This is a genomic window from uncultured Microbacterium sp. (genome assembly GCF_963528945.1).
Lineage (GTDB): Bacteria > Actinomycetota > Actinomycetes > Actinomycetales > Microbacteriaceae > Microbacterium.
Window position 1 is genome coordinate 1,267,841 of record NZ_CAURWX010000001.1, and the last position, 20,843, is coordinate 1,288,683.

The following is a 20,843-nucleotide window of genomic DNA, read 5'->3' on the forward strand; positions in this document are numbered from 1 at the left end:
CGATCGCCTCCTCCGCGCGCGTGCTGACAGCCTTGACAGTCTACGGCACTCGAGGAGGGGACTCGGAGCGTAAGACGGGGACCGGGGCGGAGGCCTCACCGCTATGCTGAAAACACTCGCGCCCAGCGCTGTGCACCCCTCCGTGACGATGCGGACGCGCAGGGAATACGGGCGCCCTCGAAACTGTCGGAAAGGGCATGAACGTGTCGGAATTGCAGTGGGATGAGATCGATCGACGCGCGGTGGACACCGCCCGCCTCCTGGCAGCGGATGCCGTGGAGAAGGTCGGTAACGGCCACCCCGGCACGGCGATGAGCCTCGCGCCCGCCGCGTACCTCCTCTACCAGCGCGTGCTGCGCCACGACCCGACCGACACCGACTGGCTCGGCCGCGACCGCTTCATCCTCTCGGTCGGGCACTCGTCGCTGACGCAGTACGTGCAGCTCTACCTCGGCGGATTCGGGCTCGAGCTCGACGACCTCAAGGCGCTGCGCACCTGGGGCTCGCTCACCCCCGGCCACCCCGAGTACGGCCACACCAAGGGTGTGGAGATCACCACCGGCCCGCTGGGACAGGGACTCGCGTCGGCCGTGGGCTTCGCCTACGCCGCCCGCTACGAGCGCGGCCTGTTCGACCCCGAGGCCGAGGCGGGCACGAGTCCGTTCGACCACTTCGTCTACGTCATCGCGGGCGATGGCGACCTGCAGGAGGGCGTGACGAGCGAGGCGTCGTCTCTCGCCGGCCACCAGCAGCTGGGCAACCTCATCGCGATCTACGACTCGAACCAGATCTCGATCGAGGACGACACGAACGTCGCCTTCACCGAGGACGTCGCGAAGCGCTACGAGGCGTACGGCTGGCAGGTGCAGGTCGTCGACTGGAAGAAGACCGGCGAGTACGTCGAGGACATCGCCGAGCTGTACGCCGCGATCGAGGCCGCGAAGGGCGAGACCGACAAGCCGTCGCTCATCATCCTCCGCACCATCATCGGCTGGCCGTCGCCCGGCAAGCAGAACTCGGGCAAGATCCACGGCTCCGCTCTCGGCGCCGACGAGCTGGCCGCCACGAAGAAGGTCCTCGGCTTCGACCCCGAGCAGTCGTTCGTCGTCGCCGACGACGTGATCGCCCACACCCGCGGCCTCGCCGAGCGCGCCGCCGAGGAGCGCGCCGCCTGGCAGGAGTCGTTCGACGCCTGGGCCGCCGCGAACCCCGAGCGCAAGGCACTGCTCGACCGCCTCGAAGCCGGCGAGCTCCCCGAGGGACTCGAGAACACCGTGCCGGTGTTCGAGGCGGGCAAGGACACCTCCACCCGCTCCGCATCCGGCCAGGCCATCAACGCCCTCGCCGCGCAGCTCCCCGAGCTGTGGGGCGGGTCGGCCGACCTCGCCGAGTCGAACCTCACGACGATCAAGGACGCACCGTCGTTCATCCCCGCCGAGTGGTCGACCAACGAGTGGTCGGGCACCCCGTACGGCCGTGTGCTGCACTTCGGCATCCGCGAGCACGCCATGGGCGCGATCGTGAACGGCATCGTGCTGCACGGCAAGACGCGCGCGTTCGGCGGCACGTTCCTCATCTTCAGCGACTACATGCGTCCGGCCGTGCGTCTGGCGGCCCTCATGAACGTGCCCAGCATCTTCGTCTGGACCCACGACTCCGTCGCGCTCGGCGAAGACGGCCCCACGCACCAGCCGATCGAGCAGCTCGCGACCCTGCGCGCGATCCCGAACCTCGCGGTCGTCCGCCCCGCCGATGCCAACGAGACCTCCGCGGTCTGGCTCGAGATCCTCCGCCGCCAGGAGGGCCCCGCCGGCCTGGCGCTCACCCGCCAGAACATCCCGGTGTTCGAGCGCGGCGACGGTGCGGCCGAGGGCGAGACGTTCGCCGCGGCGTCGAACGCCGCCCGCGGCGCGTACGTGCTCGCCGAGGCGCCGAACGGTACGCCGGACGTCATCATCATCGCCACCGGATCCGAGGTGCAGCTGGGCATCGAGGCGCGTCGCCTCCTCGCCGACGAGGGCGTGCAGGTGCGCGTCGTCTCGGCGCCGTCGCTGGAGTGGTTCGACGAGCAGGACGAGGCGTACCGCGAGAGCGTGCTCCCCGCCGCCGTCACGGCCCGCGTCTCGGTCGAGGCCGGTTCGCCGCTGACCTGGCGCGGCATCGTGGGCGACCGCGGCCGCTCGGTCGGCATCGACCACTTCGGCGCATCGGCCGACTACAAGACCCTGTTCGAGAAGTTCGGCATCACCACGGAGGCCGTCATCGCGGCCGTCCACGAGACCATCGCCGCACACGGCACCAAGGAGAACGCATGAGCACCCCCACCGCACAGCTCGCCGCCGCCGGAGTCAGCATCTGGCTCGACGACCTCTCGCGCACCCGCATCTCCTCCGGCAACCTGGCCGAGCTGATCGAGTCGCGCAACGTCGTGGGTGTCACGACGAACCCGACGATCTTCGCCAACGCCATCACCGACAAGAACGACACGTCGTACGACGCGCAGGTCACCGAGCTCGCCGCCGCGGGCACGAGCGCCGAGGACGCCGTCTTCGCGGCGACCACGCAGGACGTCGCCGCCGCGCTGGACGTGTTCCGGCCCGTGTGGGAGAAGACGAACCACGTCGACGGCCGGGTCTCGATCGAGGTCTCCCCCGACCTCGCCCACGACACCGAGGGCACGGTCGCATCCGCGAAGCAGCTCTGGAAAGAGATCAACCGTCCGAACCTGCTCGTCAAGATCCCCGCGACCAAGGCGGGCCTCCCCGCCATCACCGAGGCCATCGCCGCCGGCATCAGCGTCAACGTCACGCTCATCTTCAGCCTCGAGCGCTACGCCGACGTGATCGACGCGTACCTCACCGGTCTCGAGCGCGCGCACAGTGCCGACTTCGATCTGTCCAGCATCCACTCGGTGGCGTCGTTCTTCGTCTCCCGGGTCGACAGCGAGACCGACAAGCGCCTCGCCGCCATCGGAACGGATGCCGCCGCCGCCCTCAAGGGCAAGGCCGGCCTCGCCAACGCCCGGCTCGCCTACGAGCTCTTCGAGCAGAAGTTCGCCGAGAAGCGCGCGCAGGACCTCCTGGCACTCGGCGCCAACCTGCAGCGTCCGCTCTGGGCCTCGACCGGAGTCAAGGACCCCGAGCTCCCCGACACGCTTTACGTCACCGAGCTGGTGGCGGACGGCGTGGTGAACACGATGCCCGAGAAGACGCTCGAGGCGACGTTCGACCACGCGGTGGTCAGCGGCGACACGATCACCGGCGGTTACGCCGAGGCCCACCAGGTCTTCGCAGACCTCGCCGAGGTCGGCATCGACTTCGACGACGTCACCGAGCTGCTCGAGAAGGAGGGCGTCGCCAAGTTCATCGACTCCTGGCACGACCTCCTCGCGCAGGTCACCGAGGCTCTGGAGGCGCAGCGATGACGTTCTCGATCCACGCCACCGGTGACGCCCGCGTCGCGATCGACGAGGTCGTTCCCGCGCTCGTGCGCGACCTCATCGCCTCGCGCCTCACCTCCGGCGACTCCACCCTGTGGGGCCCGGCGGCCGAGTCCGAGGCCGCGATCCGTCTCGGCTGGATCCAGGCCGTGTCGATCTCGCGTCCCCTCGTCGCCGAGATCGTCGCCCTGCGCGACGAGCTCGCCGCCAAGGGCGTGACGCGCGTCGTGCTCGCCGGCATGGGCGGCTCGTCGCTCGCGCCCGAGGTCATCTCGCAGACCTCCGGTGTGCCGCTCACCATCCTCGACTCGACCGCTCCCGGCCAGGTGCTCGCCGCCCTCGACCAGGGCCTCGCCGACACCGTGCTCGTGGTGTCGTCGAAGTCGGGGTCGACGGTCGAGACCGACTCGCAGCGCCGCACCTTCGAGGCCGCCTTCCGCGACCTCGGCATTGACCCGCTCGAGCGCATCGTCGTCGTGACCGACCCGGGCTCGCCGCTCGACGTGTCGGCCCGGAAGACCGGCTACCGCGTGTTCAACGCCGACCCGAACGTCGGCGGACGCTACTCCGCGCTCACCGCGTTCGGTCTCGTTCCCTCGGGACTGGCGGGCGTCGACATCTCCGAGCTGCTCGACGAGGCCGAGGCCACGCTGCTCGAGGTCGCCATCGACTCCGCCGAGAACCCGGCACTCCGTCTCGCCGCCGCCATCGCGGCCACCAGCCCGCGTCGCGACAAGCTCGGTCTCGTCGAGGACGGCACGCACATCAAGGGCCTGCCCGACTGGATCGAGCAGCTGATCGCCGAATCGACCGGCAAGGACGGCACGGGAATCCTCCCCGTCGTGCTGCTGCCCGTCTCCCCCGAGGTGGAGCAGACGCCGGCCGACCTGCAGATCGTGCGTCTGGTCGACGATGCGAACGAGTTCCACCTGCATGAGCGCCACGCGGGCGAGGTGCTGGTGAGCGGCTCGCTCGGCGCGCAGCTGATCGTCTGGGAGTACGCGACGGCGATCGCCGGTCGCCTGCTCGGGATCAACCCGTTCGACCAGCCCGACGTCGAGTCGGCGAAGGTCGCGGCCCGCGGGCTGCTCGACGCGCGCCCCGAGCCCACCGCTCCCGCGTTCGTCGAGAACGGCGTGGAGGTGCGCGTCTCCGACCCGCAGCTCGCCGCCGCCGGTACCGTCGAGGGCGTCCTCGACGCCCTGTGGGCGCAGCTCCCCGCCGACGGTTACGTGTCGATCCAGGCCTACGTGAATCGCCTCGACATCCCGCAGCTGCAGGGGCTCCGCGAGCTCGTCGCCGCGGATTCCGGTCGACCGACCACCTTCGGCTGGGGCCCCCGCTTCCTGCACTCCACCGGTCAGTACCACAAGGGCGGACCGGCGCAGGGCGTGTTCCTGCAGATCCTGGAGCGCACCGACGTCGACCTCGAGATCCCCGAGCGTCCGTTCACGTTCGGACAGCTCATCGAGGCGCAGGCCGCCGGCGACGCCGGCGTGCTCGCCGAGCACGGGCGTCCCGTCGTGTCGCTGACGATCACCGACTCGTCGGCCGACGTGCTCACCCTGTTCGAAGCAGCGCAGAAGTAGTCAGCAGGAGAGATCCCCACCGATGTCTGTTCCCCTCTCGCGCGGGCACAACCCGCTGCGCGATCCCGATGACCGCCGTCTCAACAGGATCGCCGGGCCCAGCGCCCTGGTGATCTTCGGCGTCACCGGAGATCTGTCCCGCAAGAAGCTCATGCCCGCGGTGTACGACCTCGCCAACCGCGGCCTGCTGCCCCCGGGGTTCGCCCTCGTCGGTTTCGCACGCCGCGACTGGGAGGACCAGGACTTCGCCCAGGTCGTGTACGAGGCCGTCAAGGAGCACGCGCGCACGCCGTTCCGCGAGGAGACGTGGGCGCAGTTGCTGCAGGGCATCCGCTTCGTTCCGGGTGAGTTCGACAACCCCGAGTCGTTCCAGAAGCTGAAGGCCACGGTCGACCAGCTCGACGTCGAGCGCGGCACGATGGGCAACCACGCCTACTACCTGTCGATCCCGCCGAAGGCGTTCCCGCTGGTCGCGAAGCAGCTGAAGGACTCGGGGCTCGTCGGGGAGGATGCGGATGAGGACTCCCGCTGGCGCCGCGTCGTCATCGAGAAGCCGTTCGGGCACGACCTGGAGTCGGCCCGAGCGTTGAACCAGGCCCTCGAGGTCGCCTTCCCCGCCGACTCGATCTTCCGGATCGACCACTACCTCGGCAAGGAGACGGTCCAGAACATCCTGGCCCTGCGCTTCGCGAACGAGCTCTACGAGCCGATCTGGAACCGCAACTACGTCGACCACGTGCAGATCACGATGGCCGAGGACATCGGCGTCGGCGGACGGGCGGGCTACTACGACGGCATCGGCGCGGCGCGCGACGTCATCCAGAACCACCTCCTGCAGCTGCTCGCGCTCACCGCCATGGAAGAGCCGATCAGCCTCTCGGCCGAGCACCTTCGCGCCGAGAAGGAGAAGGTGCTCGCCGCGGTGCACGTTCCGGACGACCTCTCGCAGGCCACCGCGCGCGGGCAGTATGCGGGCGGATGGCAGGGCGGCGAAGAGGTCACCGGCTTCCTCGACGAGGAGGGCATGAACCCCGAGTCGACGACCGAGACGTACGCGGCCATCAAGCTCGAGATCGACACGCGCCGCTGGTCGGGCGTGCCGTTCTACCTGCGCACGGGCAAGCGCCTCGGCCGCCGCGTCACCGAGATCGCCGTGGTGTTCAACCGCGCGCCCCAGCACCTCTTCGGACGGGGCAACGCGTCGGAGCTCGGGCAGAACGCCCTGGTCATCCGGGTGCAGCCCGACGAGGGCGTCACCATCCGCTTCGGCTCGAAGGTGCCGGGCAACGGCACCAACGTGCGCGACGTGACGATGGACTTCGGGTACGGTCACGCCTTCACCGAGGCGAGCCCCGAGGCCTACGAGCGCCTCATCCTCGACGTCCTGCTGGGCGACCCGCCGCTGTTCCCGCGGCACGAGGAGGTCGAGCTCTCGTGGAAGATCCTCGACCCGGTGGAGAAGTACTGGGCGGCCCAGAACAGCCCCCTCGAGCAGTATGCGCCCGGATCGTGGGGCCCGGCATCCGCCGACGACCTGCTGGCCCGCGACGGACGAGTCTGGAGACGACCGTGATCATCGACCTTCCCGACACGACCGTCAGCCAGGTCGCCAAGCAGCTGGTGAAGGTACGCGAGGAGGGTGGCGCCGTCGCTCTCGGGCGCGTGCTCACCCTCGTCATCTCCGCGCGCAACGGCGTGGCGGAGGCCGCGATCGACGCCGCGAACGACGCGTCGCGCGAGCACCCGATGCGGGTGATCGTGCTGACCACCGGCGAGGGCGAGTCGCGCCTCGACGCGCAGATCCGCGTGGGCGGCGACGCCGGCGCGAGCGAGGTCGTCGTGCTGCACGCGTTCGGCGCCGCGGCGAGCAACGAGGAGAGCCTCATCACGGGTCTGCTCCTGCCGGATGCCCCGGTCGTGGCCTGGTGGCCCGAGGAGGCACCCACGGCGCCGTCGTCGTCGCCGCTCGGCCGCATCGCGCAGCGACGCATCACGGATGCCGCAACCGCGCACGACGTGCGCGACCGCCTCGCCCTGCTCGGTCGCACCCATGCGCCCGGCGACACCGATCTCGCGTGGACGCGGCTCACGCACTGGCGCGAGCAGCTCGCCGCCGTGCTCGACCAGCCGCCGTTCGAGCCGATCACCGCGGTCGAGGTGCGCGGTGCCGCGGCGTCGCCGTCGACGGCGCTGCTCGCCGCATGGCTGCAGCTGGCGCTGGACGTCCCCGTGCGGTGGCACTCCGAGAATCCCGAGACGTGGCACGACGGCATCCGCTCCGTGCGCCTCACCCGGGAGTCCGGCGACATCCTGCTCGAGCGCCCCTCGCCCGGAGTCGCGGTGCTCACCCAGCCCGAGCAGCCCAAGCACGACCTGCACCTTCCGCGCCGCACGCTGCGCGAGTGCCTCGCCGAGGAGCTGCGTCGACTGGATCCCGACCTCCTGTACGGTCGAGTGATCACCGAGGGCTGGGAGAAGCTGGGCCCGCCCGAGACAGGAGAGTGACCACCGTGTCGCACACGCAGTCCGCAGAGAAGCGGGTCGTCATCGAGGAGACCGCCGACGACGTCGCGAAGCGGGTGGCCGATCGCTTCCTCACGCGCCTCCGCGCGCGTACGGTCGACGGGCGTCTCGCACACATCGCCCTCACCGGCGGATCGATGGGCGGTGCCGTGCTGTCGGCCACCCGCTCCGACCCTCGTGCGGCCGACATCGACTGGTCGCTCGTGCACTTCTGGTGGGGTGACGAGCGCTTCGTCGCGCACGACGACCCCGACCGCAACGCACGGCAGTCCCGCGAAGCGCTCCTCGACCATGTGCCGGTGCCCGCGGAGAACATCCACGAGGTGGCGGCGTCCGACAGCGGTCTGACGCTCGACGACGCGGCGGCGGCGTACGCCGCCGAGCTCGCGCGCTTCGGCACCGACGAGCACCCCTGGCCGTCGTTCGCGGTGTGCTTCCTGGGCGTCGGACCGGATGGTCACATCGCCTCGCTGTTCCCCGACCGCGAGGAGGTGACGGTGACGGATGCCGCCGCCCTCCCCGTGCGCAACTCCCCCAAGCCTCCGGCGGAGCGCGTGACGCTCACACGCCCGGTGATCAACTCCGCCAAGCGCGTGTGGATGGTGCTCACCGGCGCCGACAAGGCCTCGGCCCTCGGGCTCGCTCTCGCGGGGGCGGCGTATACCAGCGTCCCGGTGGCCGGAGCACGCGGGCGCAAGCGCACGGTCTTCTTCGTCGACGAGGCCGCGGCCTCGGAGGTCTCGCCCGACCTCATCGATCAGGCGTACTGACGCGACCGCCTACGCGCGATACGGACCCTCGGACCCCGGTGCCTCCTCGGCGCCGGGGTTCGTCGTTCCGCCTCCGCTGCCGCGCGGGATGCCGAGGTCCTGGCTGTCGCTGAGCACCTGCGGGTGGTAGCGCGCGAGGCCGATGACACCCCACACCGCAACCGCACCCGCCACCCCGAAGATCACGAGCACCCACGGCGGAGCCGCGGCGGCCTCGCCCAGGATGACCATTCCGATGAGGACGGCGATGAGCGGGTCGACGACCGTGAGCCCGGCGATGACCAGGTCGGGAGGACCGGAGCTGTACGCCGTCTGCACGAAGTAGGCGCCCACCGCCGCGGCGGCGATGAGGGCGATCACGCAGACCGCGGTGATCCACTCGAACTGCCCGGCCTCGATCCGCTTGATGACGGCCTTGGCGAGGGTGGCGACGAAGCCGTAGAGGATGCCGGCGCCGATGACGTAGAACAGCGCGCGCATGCGGTGGCGGAGGATGAGCCAACACGCGCCGAGCACGATGATCACCACCAGCAGGATGACGAGGATCACGAAGAGCTCGCGCTCGGTGATGTCCTGCTCGGTGGCGAAGAGGGCGGCGAAGAAGACGAACAGGAAGATGCCGCCCACGCAGCAGATGATCGCGGTGATCGATTGCCGAGTGGGAGCGTGCCCCGTGATGCGGGCGTTGAGCAGCGTCGTGATGACCAGTGCGATCGCGCCGAGCGGCTGCACCACGATGAGCGGCGCCTGGACCAGCGCCGCCAGCTGGCACACGATCGCGAGGCCCAGCATGAGCGTGCCGATGATCCACGACGGCCGGGTGAGCAGACGCTTGAGCTGATCGACGCTCAGGCCGGACGTGCTCGCGTTGCCGCTGAGGCGCTCGACCTTCTCGACGCCGCGGTGCTGGTACTGCGCACCGAGCGACATGAAGACGGCGCCCGCGAGCGCCAGAGGGATGCCGAGCAGCAGCCCCGGGTTCTGGAACACGCCGACGAGCTGTTCGCCGACGTCCTCGACACCGTTCACGTGCATGCCCCTGCGATCACCCTACGACCCTACCCGCAGGACCGCGCCGAGTAGGGTTGTGACGTGGCCGTACTCCCGATTCGCATCATGGGCGATCCCGTCCTGCACTCCCCCGCCTCCCCCGTCGATGAAATCACCGACGACATCCGCACCCTCGTCTCCGACATGTTCGAGACCATGGACACCGCGCCGGGGGTGGGCCTGGCCGCTCCCCAGGTGGGTGTGCCGCTGCGCATCTACACCTACGCGTACGTCGATGACGACGACCAGCCGTGGCGAGGAGTGCTCATCAACCCCGAGCTCTGGATGACCCCCCTCGAGCCGGGCGCCCCCGACCCCGACCTGGAGGCCGAGGGGTGCCTGTCATTCCCCGGGGAGCGTTTCGCGCTCCGCCGCTCCGAGCAGGTGCGGGTCACGGGCCTCGACCTCGATGGGCAGAGCGTGGAGATCGAGGTCGACGGCTGGCGCGCGCGCATCATGCAGCACGAGTTCGACCACCTCGACGGCATCCTGTACGTCGACCGCCTCGACGACGGCGACTGGAAGACCGTGCAGAAGATCGCTCGGAAGCGCGGCTGGGGCCGGCCGGGCGCGAGCTGGATGCCGGGCGTCGACGACCTCGAGGGCTGACCGCTCTCAGCCGCGCCATAGCCTTCATGGAGTTGCATCACAGGTTGAGGCCCCTATAGCGTTTTGTTAGCCGGTATTCCATTCTCCGGCTCATCGACGACTTCCAGAGGGGACCTCACCATGAAGATGCGCACGCGACGCGCACTGGCCCTGGCCGGCTCGGCCGTGGCTCTGTCCATCGCCCTGACCGGCTGCAGCGCCCTGAGCGGCATCCTGGGCGGCGGTTCGGGCGACGCGAACCGCGACGAGGAGTCCGGGCAGGTCACCGAGAGCGCGAACATCGACATCTTCGCCCTCAAGGTGGGCGACTGCAAGATGGAGAGCCCGAGCGGTCTCATCCAGGACGCCGACGTGGTGCCGTGCGCCGAGCCGCACGACGAAGAGGTCTACCACGAGATCACCATGGACGACGGCGACTACTCCGAAGACGCGATCAACACCGCGAGCGAGGAGTGCATCGGCGACGCCTACACCCAGTTCGTGGGCGTCAGCTACGACCAGTCGACCCTCGAGGTCTACCCGATCACCCCGACCAAGGACACCTGGGAGCAGCTCGACGACCGCCTCGTGCAGTGCGTGATCGTCGACCCCGCCGGTCAGGTCGAGGGATCGCTGAAGGGCGCCGCGCGCTGACCCCTCCCCCGCATGCACGAAGGGCCCCGTCGACGACGGGGCCCTTCGTGCATCTGGGCGCTACCGCCGGGCATCCGCCCGCAGGTCGATCCGCCGCAGCAGCTGTGCGTTGAGCGCGACGATCACGGTCGACAACGACATGAGCACCGCACCGACCGACATGGGCAGCACGAACCCCACCGGTGCCAGCACGCCGGCGGCCAGGGGGACCGAGAGCAGGTTGTACCCGGCGGCCCACCACAGGTTCTGCCGCATTTTGCGATAGGCGGCCCGCGACAGGTCGATGATGGCGATCACGGCACGGGGGTCGGAGCTCGCCAGCACCACCCCCGCCGAGGCGATCGCGACGTCGGTGCCGGCACCGATGGCGATGCCCACGTCGGCCTGCGCCAGCGCGGGGGCGTCGTTGACGCCGTCGCCGACCATCGCGACCCGGCGGCCCTCCTGTTGCAGCGCCGCCACCTGTGCGGCCTTGTGCTCGGGTCGGACGCCGGCGAACACCCGGTCGATGCCGACGTCCTTCGCGACGGCGTGCGCCACCGCCGCGGCATCCCCCGTGATCATGACGACGTCGATGCCGCGTCTGCGCAGTTCGGCGACCGCGGCGCCGGCTTCGGGGCGCGCGGCATCGGCCAGCGCGAGCCCGCCGACCACGCGCCCGTCGACGGCGACATGCAGGATGATCGATCCGCGCTCTCGCCACGCCGCGGCCTCGTCGACCTCGTCGGCGCCGAGCTCGTCGAGCAGGGCCGGCCCGCCGACGCGCACCGAGCGCCCCTCGGCCTGCGCGGTCACACCGACCGCGGGTGCGGAGACGAACCCCGACGACGCTGGCACCGCGACGCCGCGGTCTGCCGCAGCCGTCACGATCGCGCGCGCCAGCGGATGCTCGCTGTCGGCCTCGGCCGCGGCCGCGAGCCGCAGCACGCTCCGCTCGTCGGTGGAGGCCAGTGGCGCGACGGCGACGACGACCGGCTCGCCTGCCGTCAAGGTCCCCGTCTTGTCGAAGAGCACGGTGTCGACGGTGCGCATGCTCTCGAGAGCGAGACGGTCGGTCACGAGGATGCCGGCCCGCGCGGCCCGCTCGGTCGCGATCGAGACCACGAGCGGGATCGCGAGACCCAGCGCATGGGGGCAGGCGATCACCAGCACCGTGATGCTGCGCACGACGGCGGAATCGACGTCGCCGACCGCGGTCCACACGATCGCCGTGACGACGGCCGCGATCAGGGCGAACCAGAACAGCAGCGCGGCGGCCCGGTCGGCGATGCGCTGCGCACGCGACGAGGAGGCCTGCGCATCCGCCACGAGCCGACGGATGCCGGCCAGAGCCGTGTCGTCGCCGACCGCCGTGACCTCGACCCGCAGACCGCTGTCGGTGGCCACGGTCCCCGCGGTCACGACGTCGCCCGCGGTGCGGGTCACGGGGCGCGACTCCCCCGTGATCATCGATTCGTCGATCGCGGCTTCGCCCGCCACGATCCGACCGTCCGCCGGAATGCTCCCGCCCGGTCGCACGATCACGACGTCGCCGATGCGCAGCGCCGAGGGCGCGACGACGACGGTGGCCTCGCCCTCGACGCGTTCGGCCTCATCGGGCAGAAGCACGGCGAGGGAGTCGAGCGCCGAGGTGGTCTGGGCCAGCGACCGCATCTCGATCCAATGCCCCAGCAGCATGATGACGATGAGCAGGGCGAGTTCCCACCAGAACTCCAGCTCGTGGTGGAGGATCCCCAGTGTGGCGCCCCACGAGGCGAGGAAGGCGACGGTGATCGCGAGCCCGATCAGCAGCATCATGCCGGGGCGACGCGAGCGGACCTCCTCGATGGCGCCCTGCAGGAACGGCCACCCGCCCCAGACGTACATGACCGAGCCGAGCACCGGCGCGACGAGCCGCAACCACCCCGCGGGGATCTCGTAGCCGAGGATCATCGCGAACATCGGCGACAGCAGCACCACCGGCACGGCCAGGACGAGGGAGATCCACAAGAGCCGGCGGAACTGACCGACGTGGTCGCCGTGACCGGCGTGCCCGGCATGGGCGGTGTGACCGGCAGGGTCGCCGTTGCCGGCGTGACCGACGTGACCGGCGTGGTCTCCGGGTGCCGCGGGGCCGACGTGTGCGTGACGGTCGTTCATGACCGCTCCTCTCGTGCGACGACGCTGCGGAAGCCGCGCAGGCGCAGACTGTTCCCGACGACGAACACGCTCGACAGAGCCATCGCCGCGCCGGCGAGCATGGGATTCAACAGGCCGACGGCTGCGACGGGGATCGCGGCGACGTTGTAGGCGAAGGCCCAGAAGAGGTTCACGCGGATCGTCCGCAGCGTGCGCCGCGAGAGCCGCACCGCGTCGACGGCGCCGCGCAGATCTCCGCGGACGAGGGTGATGTCGGAGGCCTCGATCGCCGCATCCGTTCCCGTGCCCATCGCGAGGCCGAGATCGGCCTGCGCCAGTGCCGGCGCGTCGTTGACCCCGTCTCCGACCATCGCCACGGTGCGTCCCTGCTGTTGGAGACGGGCGACGACCGCGACCTTCTCGTCGGGGAGCACCTCGGCGATCACCTCGTCGATGCCCACCTGACGGGCGATCTCGGCCGCGACCTGCGCGTTGTCGCCGGTGAGGAGGATCGGGGTGAGGCCTTCCCGGCGCAGTCCGGCCACCGCCTCGGCACTGGTCGCCTTCACTGCGTCTGCCACGGCGAGCAGGCCGCGCACGCGACCGTCCCACGCCACGACGACCACGGTGTGGCCGCGCCCCTCGGCTTCGTGCTGGGCGGCGGTCAGGCCGGGACTCCGGTGCAGCCGACGCTCGTCGAGCAGCGACGCTCGACCGGCGACCGCGGCGCGGTCCTCGACGCGCCCCTGCACGCCCCGCCCGACCAGGGCGACGAAGTCGTGGACGATCGGCAGGGCGCGCCCTTCCGCGCGTGCCGCGTCGGCGATGGCGCGGGCGATGGGATGCTCGGACGCATCCTCCAGGGCACCGGCGACCTCCAGCAGCTCCGAGCGGCTGGTCCCGTCCTCGACGATGACGTCGACGAGCTCCATGCGTCCCGTCGTGACCGTTCCGGTCTTGTCGAGGACGACGGTGTCGATGTGCCGCGCCGATTCGAGGACCTCGGGTCCCTTGATGAGGATGCCGAGCTGGGCGCCGCGGCCGGTACCGACCAGGAGAGCCGTCGGGGTGGCCAGACCGAGCGCGCACGGGCATGCGATGACGAGCACCGCCACGGCGGCCGTGACCGCGCTCACCACCGGCAGCCCCAGGAGCAGCCACGCGGCGAGCACGACGACGGCGACGACCAGCACGATCGGCACGAAGATGGCCGACACCCGGTCGGCGAGCCGCTGCACCTCGGCCTTGCCCGTCTGCGCGTCCTCGACGAGGCGAGCCATGCGCGCCAGTTGGGTGTCGGATCCGACGCGCGTGGCGCGCACCACCAGGCGTCCGCCGGAGTTGAGCGTCGCTCCGGTCACCCCGTCGCCGGGGCGCACATCCACCGGCACCGACTCCCCCGTCATCAGCGACGCGTCGACCGCGGACTCCCCCGATACGACGAGGCCGTCTGTGGCGATCTTCTCGCCCGGCCGCACGACGAACTCGTCCCCGACGCGCAAGCTGCCGACGGGGATGCGGACCTCGGCGCCGTCTCGCAGCACGGCGACGTCCTTCGCCCCGAGTTCGAGCAGCGCGCGCAGTGCTGCGCCGGCCCGGCGCTTGGCGCGCTTCTCGAAGTACCGGCCGGCGAGGAGGAAGGTCGTCACCCCGGCGGCGACCTCGAAGTAGATCGCGGATGCCCCCTCCGACGGCGTCAGAGCCAGCGAGAACTCGTGGCGCATGCCCGGCATGCCCGCCGTGCCGAAGAACAGCGCATACAGCGACCAGAGGAATGCCGCTCCGGTGCCGAGGGAGACGAGCGTGTCCATCGTCGCGGCGCCGTGACGCAGATTGACCCACGCGGCGCGGTGGAAGGGCCATCCGCCCCACAGCACGACCGGCGCCGCGAGCACCAGGGATGCCCACTGCCAGAATGCGAACTGGAGCGCGGGGATCATCGCCATCGCGATCACCGGGATCGTGAGGACGGTCGACACGAGCAGCCGCGTGCGAAGCATCCGCAGCTCGACGCCGTCGGCGCCGGAGCGCTCGTCGTCGAGGCGGGCGGGGGCGGATGCCGTGTATCCCGCTCTCTCGATCGCGGTGACGAGATCCGCCGCGTCGTATCCATGCGGTGCTCGGACGCTGGCCTTCTCGGTCGCGTAGTTCACCGTCGCCGTCACGCCGTCGAGGCGGTTGAGGGTGCGTTCGATGCGGTTCGCGCAGGAGGCGCAGGTCATGCCGCCGATCTCGAGGTCGACGACCTCGGTCACCGCGTCCATCAGGCGCGCGCGGCCGTGTAACCGGCCTCCGAGACCGCGGCGACGACGTGCGCGTCGTCGAGATCCGCCGTCGACGTCACCCGCAGCACTCCGGTCTGCGCGCTGACCTCGACCGCTTCCACGCCGGGCACCTGCTCGACCTCTTCCCGCACCGACGTCTCGCAGTGCGCGCAGGTCATCCCGGTGACGGTGTATTCAGTGGTCTGGATGCTCATGGCTGCTCCTTCGATGAGTTAGATACCCCAGGGGGGTATCAGGTGCAACGCCACTGTACTCCGACTATTCCCGCGGCGCACCTCGATCCGACGAGCGCGACACGACGAGCGGAGCGACGGCATCCGCAGGGGGAAAGGGAAAGGCCCGGACCTTCCCGGAGTCGATTTCTCGACCCCCGGAGGATCCGGGCCTTCTTGGCTCCCCGGCTTGGACTCGAACCAAGAACCTGCCGGTTAACAGCCGGCTGCTCTGCCAATTGAGCTACCGAGGAATGTGCTCCGCTGTGCGGGCAACTCGACAAGCTTAGCAAACTCCGCACCCTGCTCGTGACATCGGGCGCCGGGATCGGAGTCTCGGGCGTGTCGCGATCACGGACGCGCGGGCGTCTCCGCATTGGGAGCCCACAGCAGGTCCTTGCCCACGCCGCGAGCGACGACGTGCCCCTGCCGCAGCATCAGCGTTTCGGCGTTCAACTCGCGGATGAACGCCGCATCATTCGTGACCAGCAGAGCCGCCATCGACTCCTCCTTGCGGCGGCGGGTGATGGCGTCGAACACCACCGGACGCACCTCGAGGTCGAGATTCGCGAGGATCTCGTCGGCAATGAGCACGGTCGGCTCCAGCACGAACGACCGCGCGATGGCGACGCGTTGCCGCATGCCCGCGCTGAGCTCGTACGGGAACCGGTCGGCGGTGCCGAGCGGCAGATGCAGCTCATCGAGCAGCGTGGCGACGCGGATCGACAGCGCGCGCGTGTTCACGCGCCTCTCCCGCTGCAGGATCGGCTCGGCGATCACCTCCGCGACGGTGAGCCGCGGCGGCAGGTCGGCTCCCGCACCCTGCGGCACGAAACCGGTGCGGTAGGTGAGGACACGGTGCTTGCGCCCGGGGCGGCGGATGTCGACACCGCACACCTCTGCACGCCCGCCGACGACCTTGACCGACGGGTCCGTCGAACCCGCCAGGGCGGCGACGAGGCTCGACTTGCCCGATCCGGTCGGCCCCGCCACGCACAACAACTGACCGGGAGCCACCGTGAAGCTCACCCCGTCGACGGCCCGCGTCGGCAGGCCGTGGCCGATCCGATCGATCACCACATCGGAGCAATCGATGGCGAAGGAGGAGGCGTGCCGACGGGACATGACTCCATCCTGCCGTGCGCCGCACCCGGGCGGGCGTTACGACTCGGAGAACCGCTGCCGCTCGATGTCGATGTCGCGCAGTCGAACGCGCAGCGCACGGCCCCCGTCGGAGTCGGCGGGCACACGCTGCACCGCGCCCAGCAGCTCCTGCTTCTCGCGTTCGAGCTGCCGCAGGATCAACCGGCGGGCGAGGTCGGTCGCCGAGACGACCGCTCCCTCTTCGTCGCGCGCCGGGAACGGCATCATCAGCAGCTGCCCGGCCAACGAGCGGTACGGCTCGCGCACACCGTTCACCGCTTCGGTCGCCCACCCGGGGCGCGTGCGGTCCGGCGCGGCGGCGACGGCCTCGCGCACGGCATCGAGACCCGGCGTGCGGAACGCGCCGGACAGCGCCCGCGACAGCAGGTCCTGATCGAGCTGATGCCCGTACTGGAGCACCCCCATCAGGGCATCGCGTTCGACCGCGACGTCCGGGGAGCGCGGCAGGCTCGCGAGAGTGACCGGGGCGATGCCGCCGGGGCCCTCGGGCAACCTGCTCGCCGCATCCTCGTCTCGCGTGCTCGTCGGACGGGACCCGCCGCCGCGCGCCGACCGCTCGACCTCGGTGTGCACCTCGGTCGGGTCCATGCCGAGTCGACGGGCGAGCACCCGCTCGTACCCGGGGCGGAGCAGCCGATCACGGATCTCGGCAACGATCGGAGCCGCCGCCCGGAGCGCCCCCACGCGCCCCTCGACCGTGGAGAGGTCGAAGCCGGCGAGCTTGCGATCGATCGCGAACTCGAACATGGGCAGCTTCGCGTCCATGAGGCCGCGGACCGCCGCATCTCCGCGCTGCAGTCGCAGATCGCAGGGGTCGAGCCCGTCCGGCGCGACGGCGACGAAGGTCTGCGCGTTGAAGCGGTCGTCCTCGGTGAAGGCGCGGAGCGCGGCCTTCTGCCCGGCCTCGTCGCCGTCGAACGTGAAGACGACTTCGCCCGAGGCGTTGTCGTCGCCCATGACCCGGCGCAGCACCTTGATGTGCTCGGCACCGAACGCGGTTCCACAGGTGGCGACGGCGGTGGTGAGCCCTGCGAGATGGCACGCCATGACGTCGGTGTACCCCTCGACCACGACGACCCGCCGCGGGTCGCCGCGCGCGATGTCGCGCTTGGCGAGGTCGAGGCCGTAGAGCACCTGCGCCTTCTTGTAGATCGGCGTCTCCGGAGTGTTGAGGTACTTGGGTCCCTGATCGTCGTCGAAGAGCTTGCGCGCGCCGAAACCGATCGTCTGTCCGGAGACGTCGCGGATCGGCCACACCAGACGACCGCGGAAGCGGTCGTAGACGCCGCGCTGCCCCGTCGAGACCAGCCCGGCCGTGCTCAGCTCGTCGCGGGTGAACCCCTGGGCGCTGAGGGCCTTGAGCATCCCGTCCCATCCGCGCGGCGCGAAACCCACCCCGAAGTGCGCCGCCGCTCCGGCGTCGAAGCCGCGCTCGCCCAGGAAGCGCCGGGCCGCCTCGGCGTCGGGCGACAGCAGTTGCGACCGGAAGAACTCGGCGGCGGCGGTGTTGGCGGCGTAGAGACGACTGCGGCCGCTCGTCTCGGGCGCCGCTCCCCCGTCTTCATAGTGCAGGGAGTACCCGATGCGGCCGGCGAGCCGCTCGACGGCCTCGGTGAAGCTGACGTGGTCCATCTCACGCAGGAATGAGTAGACGTCGCCCGACTCCCCGCAGCCGAAGCAGTGGTAGTACCCCACCTGCGGGCGCACGTGGAAGCTCGGGCTCTTCTCGTCGTGGAACGGGCACAGCCCCTTGAGCGAGCCCACACCGGCGGACTTCAGAGCGACCCGCTCGCCCACGATGTCGGCGATGTTCGTGCGCGCCTTGACCTCGTCGACGTCGGCCTGGCGGATGCGGGGCATCAGCCGACCCCTTCGGCGACGGCCCGTCTCTCGACCGCCGGCCGCGCCCCCGGACGCGCATGGCGGGGGGTCCAGATGCCGACCTCCGCCGGGTCGATCTCGCCCACCAGCCGGTTGTGCCAGTCGATCGCGCTCTGGTCGGTCAGGCTGGCGATCTGGTCGACGATCACCCGCGCTCGGGCCGCATCGCTCTCGGCGGCCATGAAGTCGGCGGCGAAGGCGGGTTCGAGCACGTCAGCGCCGGCCGACCACAGCGTGTCGGTCTGCCACAGGGCGTCGGCGAGGCGGGTCAGCACGCGCCGCTGCTCCTTGTACACGCCCTTCCGTGCATCGATCGTGACGATCGCCTGCCCCATGATGCCCTTGAGCACGGCGATCTCGACCTCGACCACGCGCGGCACGACGACGTGCGCGTTGTACCGCACGAGCGCCTTGCTGCCGTACGCCTCGCGCGTGGCGGACACGGCGGCCCGGGCGAACCGCCCGATCAGATCGCTGGTCAGATTCTTCAGGCGCGCCAGGTCCTGCCGACTGCGATCGAACGACGACAGCCACATCGACTGCGACGAGAGCCGGTAGAGCGCATCGGCCAACTCCTCGCGCGTGAAGTCGTACCCCACCCACTGCTGGATGCGCCCCACGAGCGCATCGTGCTGCGCCGGGTCGGCGAGCTGGGCGACATCGACGTAGCCGTTGACGATCGCGTCCTCGAAGTCGTGCACCGAGTACCCGATGTCGTCGGAGAGGTCCATGATCTCGGCCTCGATGCAGCGCAGGCGCCCCGGGGCGCCCTCGCGCATCCACCGGAACACCGCCTCGTCCTCGGGGTACACGCCGAACTTCAGGCGGCCGCCCGGATCGGGAACCGGACTGTCGACGGTCCACGGGTACTTGCACGTCGCGTCCAGGCTCGCCCGCGTGAGATTGAGCCCCACCGAACCGCCGTCGGCGTCGAGCACCTTCGCCTCGAGCCGGGTGAGGATGCGCAGCGACTGGGCGTTGCCCTCGAAGCCGCCGATATCGGATGCCCACTCGTTGAGCGCGCGTTCGCCGTTGTGACCGAACGGCGGGTGGCCCAGGTCATGGCTCAGGCAGGCCGTGTCGACGACGTCGGCGGAGACGCCGAGGGCCGACGCGAGTTCGCGTCCCACCTGCGCCACCTCGAGCGAGTGGGTGAGGCGGTTGCGCGCGAAGTCGGCCGTGCTCGCGGGACTCAGTACCTGCGTCTTCGCCGCGAGACGCCGCAGCGCTGCGGAGTGCAGCACGCGGGCGCGGTCGCGGGCGAAGTCGTCGCGCTCGGAGCGGTGGGTCTCCGAGAAGAACCGTTCGGCGTCGCGGGGGTCGTAGCCGTCGGACCGGGGGGCGCGCGCGACGCCCGAGGGATCAGCCGCCACTGTTCTCGATCTCCGCTCCGCGCATCATCTCGGACGCCGAGTCGGCGAGCTCGCGCGACTCGAGCCACTTGTCCGGCAGCGCAGGGCGCTTCGGACGCCCCGCGCGGCCGCGCTGACCCTCGGCATCGGCCCCGGGGTACGGCGCGTCGTGGTCGAGCTGACCGAGCAGGTCATCGATCTCGGCCAGACTCGATGCGGTCGCGAGACCGGTGCGGATGTCCCCTCCGACGGGGTAGCCCTTGAAGTACCAGGCCACGTGCTTGCGCACGTCGCGGCAGCCGTGATCCTCGTCTTCGAAGAACTCCACGAGGAGTTCGGCGTGGCGTCGGAAGGCGTTCGCCACGAACCCCAGCGTCGCGTCGACCGCCGGCGCGTCGGCGCCGAATGCGCGCGCCAGGTCGCCAAACAGCCAGGGACGGCCCAGGCATCCGCGCCCGACCACCACGCCGTCGCAGCCGGTCTCGTCCATCATGCGCACGGCGTCGTCGGCCGACCAGATGTCGCCGTTGCCGAGCACCGGCACGCTGGTGACCGCCTGCTTGAGTTCGCCGATCGCGTTCCAATCGGCGTGGCCGGAGTAGAACTCGCTCGCCGTGCGGGCATGCAGCGCGATGGCGGCGACCCCCGCGTCTTCGGCCGCGCGACCGGCATCGAGGAAGGTGAGGTGATCGGGGTCGATGCCCTTGCGCATCTTGATCGTCAGCGGCACGTCACCGGCGGCCTCGACCGCCTGGTTCACGATCTGCGAGAAGAGGGAGGACTTCCACGGGAGCGCCGCTCCCCCGCCCTTGCGCGTGACCTTGGGCACCGGGCATCCGAAGTTCAGATCGATGTGGTCGGCGTGGTCCTCGGCGACGATGATGCGCACGGCCTCGGAGATCGTCTTCGGGTCGACGCCGTAGAGCTGGATCGACCGCGGCGTCTCGCTCTCGTGATGTCGGATCAGGCGCATCGTCGTGTCGTTGCGCTCGACCAGCGCGCGAGAGGTGATCATCTCGCTGACGTAGAGACCCGCGCCGTACTCGCGGCACAGTCGACGGAAGGCGGTGTTGGTGATCCCGGCCATGGGTGCGAGGACCACCGGCACGTCGAGGTCGATCGGACCGATGCGGAGCGTGCGGGCGGAAGCGGGGGCGAGAGTCATGACCTTCCCATTCTCCCAGACGCGGAGCCGGTGGCGCCGCACCGATCTAAGCT

Annotated in this window: 16 protein-coding genes and 1 tRNA gene; 8 read left to right on the plus strand and 9 right to left on the minus strand. The window is 70.6% G+C overall.

All coding sequences use genetic code 11. The features are described from left to right. Positions 1-203: 203 nt before the first annotated feature. The 6 genes from tkt to pgl are packed head-to-tail and all read left to right on the plus strand — an operon-like array spanning position 204 to position 8,321. Positions 204-2,315, plus strand: a complete 2,112-nt coding sequence (gene tkt, locus RWS82_RS06050) for a transketolase (protein ID WP_314648208.1) — start codon at positions 204-206, stop codon at positions 2,313-2,315. Continuing rightward, a complete protein-coding gene (tal, locus tag RWS82_RS06055; protein ID WP_314647819.1) occupies positions 2,312-3,424 on the plus strand; it encodes a transaldolase in 1,113 nt (370 codons plus the stop codon). The genes tkt and tal overlap by 4 nt, the downstream gene beginning before the upstream one ends. After that, complete coding sequence (locus tag RWS82_RS06060) at positions 3,421-5,028, plus strand: glucose-6-phosphate isomerase (protein ID WP_314647821.1); 1,608 nt, start codon at positions 3,421-3,423, stop codon at positions 5,026-5,028. Before tal ends, RWS82_RS06060 begins: the two co-directional genes overlap by 4 nt. A 22-nt stretch (positions 5,029-5,050) precedes the next feature. Beyond that, positions 5,051-6,601, plus strand: coding sequence for a glucose-6-phosphate dehydrogenase (gene zwf / locus RWS82_RS06065; protein ID WP_314647822.1), 1,551 nt, complete (start codon positions 5,051-5,053; stop codon positions 6,599-6,601). Further along, complete coding sequence (locus RWS82_RS06070; protein WP_314647824.1) at positions 6,598-7,533, plus strand: glucose-6-phosphate dehydrogenase assembly protein OpcA; 936 nt, start codon at positions 6,598-6,600, stop codon at positions 7,531-7,533. Before zwf ends, RWS82_RS06070 begins: the two co-directional genes overlap by 4 nt. Before the next feature lie 5 nt (positions 7,534-7,538). Continuing rightward, positions 7,539-8,321 carry a 6-phosphogluconolactonase gene (pgl, locus tag RWS82_RS06075; protein ID WP_314647825.1) on the plus strand — a complete coding sequence of 261 codons (783 nt, stop codon included), beginning with the start codon at positions 7,539-7,541 and terminating at the stop codon, positions 8,319-8,321. A gap of 9 nt (positions 8,322-8,330) precedes the next feature. Here the strand turns inward: pgl and RWS82_RS06080 are convergent, their stop codons facing one another. Beyond that, positions 8,331-9,356: a DMT family transporter gene (locus tag RWS82_RS06080; protein WP_314647827.1), complete on the minus strand. Its 1,026-nt coding sequence runs from the start codon at positions 9,354-9,356 to the stop codon at positions 8,331-8,333. 57 nt (positions 9,357-9,413) lie between these two features. Here RWS82_RS06080 and def point away from each other — a divergent pair, with 57 nt between their 5' ends. Then, complete coding sequence (gene def / locus RWS82_RS06085) at positions 9,414-9,980, plus strand: peptide deformylase (RefSeq protein WP_314647828.1); 567 nt, start codon at positions 9,414-9,416, stop codon at positions 9,978-9,980. A 120-nt stretch (positions 9,981-10,100) separates the two neighbouring features. Then, positions 10,101-10,613, plus strand: a complete 513-nt coding sequence (locus tag RWS82_RS06090; RefSeq protein ID WP_314647830.1) for a septum formation family protein — start codon at positions 10,101-10,103, stop codon at positions 10,611-10,613. A 60-nt stretch (positions 10,614-10,673) separates the two neighbouring features. Here RWS82_RS06090 and RWS82_RS06095 read toward each other — a convergent pair whose 3' ends face one another. The 8 genes from RWS82_RS06095 to dusB all read right to left on the minus strand — a co-directional run bounded on the left by RWS82_RS06095 (position 10,674) and on the right by dusB (position 20,790). Next, positions 10,674-12,752, minus strand: coding sequence for a heavy metal translocating P-type ATPase (locus RWS82_RS06095; protein ID WP_314647831.1), 2,079 nt, complete (start codon positions 12,750-12,752; stop codon positions 10,674-10,676). Then, positions 12,749-14,995, minus strand: a complete 2,247-nt coding sequence (locus tag RWS82_RS06100) for a heavy metal translocating P-type ATPase (protein ID WP_314647833.1) — start codon at positions 14,993-14,995, stop codon at positions 12,749-12,751. The genes RWS82_RS06095 and RWS82_RS06100 overlap by 4 nt, the downstream gene beginning before the upstream one ends. Beyond that, on the minus strand, positions 14,995-15,210 hold the full coding sequence (locus RWS82_RS06105) for a heavy-metal-associated domain-containing protein (RefSeq protein WP_314647835.1): 216 nt from the start codon (positions 15,208-15,210) through the stop codon (positions 14,995-14,997). Before RWS82_RS06105 ends, RWS82_RS06100 begins: the two co-directional genes overlap by 1 nt. A gap of 196 nt (positions 15,211-15,406) precedes the next feature. Further along, positions 15,407-15,482 (minus strand) — tRNA-Asn (locus RWS82_RS06110). A gap of 97 nt (positions 15,483-15,579) precedes the next feature. Next, positions 15,580-16,353: an ATP-binding cassette domain-containing protein gene (locus RWS82_RS06115; RefSeq protein WP_314647837.1), complete on the minus strand. Its 774-nt coding sequence runs from the start codon at positions 16,351-16,353 to the stop codon at positions 15,580-15,582. A gap of 36 nt (positions 16,354-16,389) precedes the next feature. Next, the gene (dnaG, locus tag RWS82_RS06120; protein ID WP_314647838.1) at positions 16,390-18,252 is read right to left on the minus strand and encodes a DNA primase; all 1,863 of its coding nucleotides are present in this window, start codon (positions 18,250-18,252) and stop codon (positions 16,390-16,392) included. Further along, on the minus strand, positions 18,252-19,646 hold the full coding sequence (locus RWS82_RS06125; protein WP_314647840.1) for a deoxyguanosinetriphosphate triphosphohydrolase: 1,395 nt from the start codon (positions 19,644-19,646) through the stop codon (positions 18,252-18,254). Before RWS82_RS06125 ends, dnaG begins: the two co-directional genes overlap by 1 nt. Continuing rightward, positions 19,636-20,790, minus strand: coding sequence for a tRNA dihydrouridine synthase DusB (gene dusB, locus RWS82_RS06130; RefSeq protein ID WP_314647842.1), 1,155 nt, complete (start codon positions 20,788-20,790; stop codon positions 19,636-19,638). Before dusB ends, RWS82_RS06125 begins: the two co-directional genes overlap by 11 nt. Positions 20,791-20,843 lie beyond the last annotated feature (53 nt).